A 4908-nucleotide genomic window follows, 5' to 3' on the forward strand; every position below is an offset into this window, starting at 1 on the left:
CGCGGTCCTCCGCGGCGCGGTGCAGCTCGCGATCATCAGCGTCATCCTGACCGGGATCGTCTCGCAGCCCGCGTGGATCGGCGTCGCACTGCTGGTCATGTTCGGCATCGCCACGGGAGTGGCCGTGCGCCGCACTGGCGGCGGCGCGCACATGATCCTCGTCATGGCGACCTCGATCGGCGCCGGCGCGGTCGTGTCCATCGGCACGGTGTTCGCCACGGGGGCCCTTCAGGCCACGCCGCGCTACCTCCTCGCGATCGGTGCGATCCTCATCGGCAACTCCATGAGCATCGCGACGCTCGCCGGGCGCCGCTTCACCGCGTCGGTGGCCGACCGGTGGGAGGAGGTCGAGGGATGGCTCGCCCTCGGTGCGACCCCGCGCCGCTCCACGCTCGACCTCGCGCGCAGGGCGGTCCGCGAGGCCCTCATCCCGTCGATCGACCAGACCAAGACGACGGGACTCGTGGTGCTGCCCGGTGCGTTCGTCGGCGCGATCTTCGGCGGTCTGTCGCCGCTCGAGGCCGGACGCTTCCAGATCGTGGTGCTGGCCGCGATCATGGCGGCGGGATCCCTCACCGCCGTCCTGATCGCGACCTGGCTCGGCCCCGTGCGCACGAAGCCGCTCATCGCGGCGTGACGGACGCTCCGCGGGGCTTCCCGGGACTTCCCTGGTTCCCGGGGCGCGCTGCGCGCTGCGCGTGACCGCCGCTCCCCGCCGAGTGCACGGGAACCTGCCGAGTGCACGGGAACTTCGCGCGAAGTGCCGGTGCTTTCGGCAACGACCCGTGCGCACGGTGGATCCGCGTGTCGGGTTCCGGTGATCGCGGCGACAAGCCGTGCGTTCGGTGGATCCGCGCCGAGCGCACGGGAGCAAGCCGTGCGCTCGTGGATTCGTGTGCCGAGTGCACGGGAACCTGCCGAGCGCACGGGAACTTCGCGCGAAGTGCCGGTGCTTTCGGCAACAAGCCGTGCGCTCGGCGGATCCGCGTGTTGGGTTGTGGTGATCTCTGGAACAAGCCGTGCACCCGTAGATCCGTGCGCCGAGTGCACCGGGACGTGCCGAGTGCACGGGAACTTCGCGCGAAGTGCCGGTGCTTTCGGCAGCAAGCCGTGCGCTCGGCGGATCCCGGACGTGGACCCGCGTCCGCACCCGGATCCGCGTACCGGTGCCGTCGACAATAAGCCGTGCCCCCGGCGAGAACGACGGGGGCACGAGCGGGGTCAGTCCTTGTGGCGCGGCTTGCGCGGGGGACGGTCGTCGCTGCCGCGGTCTTCGCGCGGGGCGTCGTCGCGGCGCGGACGGTCGCCGTAGCCGCGATCCCCGGATCCGCTGTCGTAGGAACGGCGCGGACGGTCGCCGTAGCCCCGGTCGTCACGGCCGCGGTCGTCGCGGCGCGGACCACGGTTCGGGCGGCCGGAGTCGCGCTGGATCTCGATGAGCCGGCCCGAGATGCGGGTGTCGCGCAGGCGGTCCAGCACCGAGGAGTCCAGGTTCGAGGGGAGCTCGACGATCGAGAAGTCCGGACGGATCGTGATCGCACCGAAGTCGTCGCGGCCCAGGCCGCCCTCGTTCGCGAGCGCGCCGACGATCTGTCGCGGCTCGACGCGGTGGCGGCGACCGACCTCGATCCGGTAGGGCGTGTAGTCCCCACGGCTGCGCCGTTCCGGACGCGCGCCGCGGTCTTCACGCGCGCCGTCGCGTCCGCCCGAGCGCTCGGTGCGCTCGCGCTGCGGCCGGTTGTCGGCGGCGATCGCGGCCGAGAGCGAGTCGTTCGCGGGGTCCAGCAGCAGCGGAGTCTCGCCCTGAGCGACCACCGCGAGGGCCGCGGCCACGTCGGCCTCCGGCACGTCGTGGTTGCGCACGTAGTGGGCGATGATGTCGCGGAAGCCCTCGATCCGGCGGGTCTCCTCGAGCGCCGCGGTGATCGCGTCGTCGAAGCGCGCCAGGCGGGTGCTGTTCACGTCCTCGGTCGTCGGCAGCTGCATCTGGGCGGGCTGCTGACGCGTGGCGCGCTCGATGTGCTTGAGCAGGTAGCGCTCGCGCGGGGTGATGAAGCTGATCGCGTCACCCGAGCGGCCCGCGCGGCCGGTGCGGCCGATCCGGTGCACGTAGGACTCGGTGTCCGTGGGGATGTCGAAGTTGACCACGTGGCTGATCCGCTCGACGTCGAGGCCGCGCGCGGCGACGTCGGTGGCGACGAGGATGTCGAGCTTGCCGTCCTTGAGCTGGCCGACCGTGCGCTCGCGCATCGGCTGCGCGATGTCGCCGTTGATCGCGGCGGCGGAGTACCCGCGGGCGCGCAGCTTCTCGGCGAGCGTCTCGGTCTCGTTCTTGGTGCGGACGAAGACGATCATGCCCTCGAAGTTCTCCACCTCGAGGATCCTGGTCAGCGCATCCACCTTCTGCGCGTACGACACCACGAGGTAGCGCTGGGTGATGTTCGCGTTGGTCGTGGTCTTGCCCTTGACCGAGATCTCCTCGGGGTCGTGCAGGTACTGCTGCGCGAGCCGGCGGATCGTGGCGGGCATCGTCGCCGAGAACAGGGCGACCTGCTTGTCCTCCGGCGTCTGCGCGAGGATCTGCTCCACGTCCTCCGCGAAGCCCATCTTGAGCATCTCGTCGGCCTCGTCGAGCACGAGGTTCTTCAGCTCGGACAGGTCGAGCGTGCCCTTGGCGAGGTGATCCATGATGCGGCCCGGCGTGCCGACGACGATGTGCACGCCGCGGCGGAGCGCCGACAGCTGCACGCCGTAGCCCTGGCCGCCGTAGACCGGCAGCAGGTGCACGCCCGGCATCTGGGCGGCGTAGGCCTCGAACGCCTCGGCGACCTGCAGCGCGAGCTCGCGGGTCGGGGCCAGCACGAGCGCCTGCGGCTTCTGCTGCTGCAGATCCAGGTTCTCCAGGATCGGCAGCGCGAACGCCGCGGTCTTTCCCGTTCCGGTCTGCGCGGTGCCCAGCACGTCGCGCCCGCCGAGCAGCAGCGGGATGGTCTCGCGCTGGATCGCGGAGGGGGTCTCGTAGCCGAGCGCCTTGATCGCGGCGAGGACGGGGCCGCTGATGCCGAGTTCCTCGAAGCCGGGACCGGCCGGCGCTTCCGTTTCGGTCGCTCCGTCGCCCTCCGCAGCGGGGTCGATGGGGGGCTCGGTCGGCGTCGCGTCGTCTCGGGTCACAACTCAGAGTACCGTCCCCGGCCTGGGAGATCGCAGTCCGGAGCGCGGGAATGGCTCGATCCGCCCCCGGGATCGAGCCATTCGCGCGCTTCGAAAACGCGGGAGGCGTCAGCTCCCGGAGGTCAGCGCGACCAGGCGCTCCCTGACCTGGCGTCGCAGCACCTTGCCGATGAGGGAGGTCGGCAGCTCGTCGACGACGAAGATGCGGCGCGGGACCTTGTAGGGCGTCAGTATTCCGCGAGCGAATTCGCGGATCGCCTCGACGTCCACGTCCTTGCGCGGATCCACGACGATCGCGGCGACGACCTCCTCGCCGGAGTGCTCGCTGGGAAGGCCCACGACGGCGGCGTCGATGACGTCGGGATGCTGTCGCAGCGCACCCTCGACCTCGGTCGGGGCGACGTTGAAGCCGCCGGTGATGATGAGCTCCTTGATCCGGTCGACGATCCGCACGAATCCGCCCTCGTCGATCGTGACGATGTCGCCGGTGCGGAACCATCCGTCGGCGAACACGGCCTCGGTCTCCTCCGGCTTGCCGTAGTAGCCGGAGAACACCTGCGGTCCGCGGACGACCAGCTCGCCGGGCTGTCCAGGCTCGACGTCCTTCGTCGGCTCGTCCGGATCCACCACACGGCACTCGGTGCCGGGCAGGGGCAGGCCCACGGTGCCGGGCACGCGGTTGTCCGCGACGGGGTTCGCCATGAGCACGGGCGAGCACTCGCTCAGACCGTACCCCTCGACGAGGTACCCGCCGGTGGCCTTCTCGAACGGGACCACGAGGTCGTGCGGCAGCGCCATCGCGCCGGAGATCGCCACCTCGATGCCGGCGAGCGACACGCCCTTCGCGGTCGCGGCCTTGAGCAGGCGATCCGCGATCGGCGGCACGAGCGGCAGGAACGTCGCGGGATGCTTCTTCACCACCTCGAGCACGAGATCGGGGTCGAACTTGGGGAACAGCACGAGGCGCGCCCCCATGGACATCGCGAACGTGAGGCAGAGCGTGAGCCCGTACGCGTGGAACATCGGCAGCACGGCGTACACGACGCAGCCGTTCCCTCGCGTGATCGAGGGCACCCACGCCCGGGCCTGCGCGGCGTTGGCGAGCAGGTTGCGGTGCGTCAGGGAGGCGCCCTTCGGCGTTCCCGTGGTGCCGGAGGTGTACTGGATGATCGCCAGGTCGTCGGTCGAGGGGCGCGGGTGCGACGAGGGGAGCGGGGAATACCCCACGACGGACTCCCAGGTGACCGTGCCGCGCACCCGGGTGGTGAGCGCCTCCCTGGACTCGCGCGCCTTGGCGACCGGCAGTCGCAGCGCGAACCGCGTGAGCGCGGGCATCGCGCGCGTGACGTCGACCGAGACGAGGTTCGTGACGGCGAGGTCCGCGGGGAACTCCTGCACGGACGCGACGACCTTGTTCCAGACGATCGCGTGCTTCGCCCCGTGATCCTCGAACTGCTTGCGCAGCTCGCGGGGCGTGTACAGCGGGTTGTGCTCCACGGCCACGGCGCCCAGCCGCAGCACGGCGTAGAACGCGATGATGTGCTGCGGACAGTTCGGCAGCACGATCGCGACCGGATCCCCGGCCTTCACGCCGAGCGCCTTGAGCCCTGCGGCCGCGCGATCGATCGCGGCCTGCAGGTCGCGGTACGAGGTGGTCCGCCCGAAGAACTGCAGCGCGGGAGCGTCCGGATAGTCGCGGGCGGACGCCTCGACGATGTCGACGAGGGATCCGGCGAC

Annotated in this window: 3 protein-coding genes; 1 reads left to right on the forward strand and 2 read right to left on the reverse strand. The window is 71.0% G+C overall.

All coding sequences use genetic code 11. The annotated features are described in order from the left end of the window. Window positions 1–637: ABC transporter permease (locus tag B7X32_RS18415; RefSeq protein ID WP_292722994.1), on the forward strand; the 637-nt coding region annotated here is incomplete at its 5' end. Between the two features lie 584 nt (window positions 638–1221). Here B7X32_RS18415 and B7X32_RS18420 read toward each other — a convergent pair. Both B7X32_RS18420 and B7X32_RS18425 read right to left on the reverse strand, forming a co-directional pair. Next, complete coding sequence (locus tag B7X32_RS18420) at window positions 1222–3135, reverse strand: DEAD/DEAH box helicase (RefSeq protein WP_292723000.1); 1914 nt, start codon at window positions 3133–3135, stop codon at window positions 1222–1224. A 144-nt stretch (window positions 3136–3279) separates the two neighbouring features. Further along, window positions 3280–4908: long-chain-fatty-acid--CoA ligase (locus B7X32_RS18425; protein WP_292722997.1), on the reverse strand; the 1629-nt coding region annotated here is incomplete at its 5' end.

The organism is Microbacterium sp. 13-71-7, assembly GCF_002257455.1.
In the GTDB taxonomy this organism is placed as follows: Bacteria; Actinomycetota; Actinomycetes; order Actinomycetales; family Microbacteriaceae; genus Microbacterium.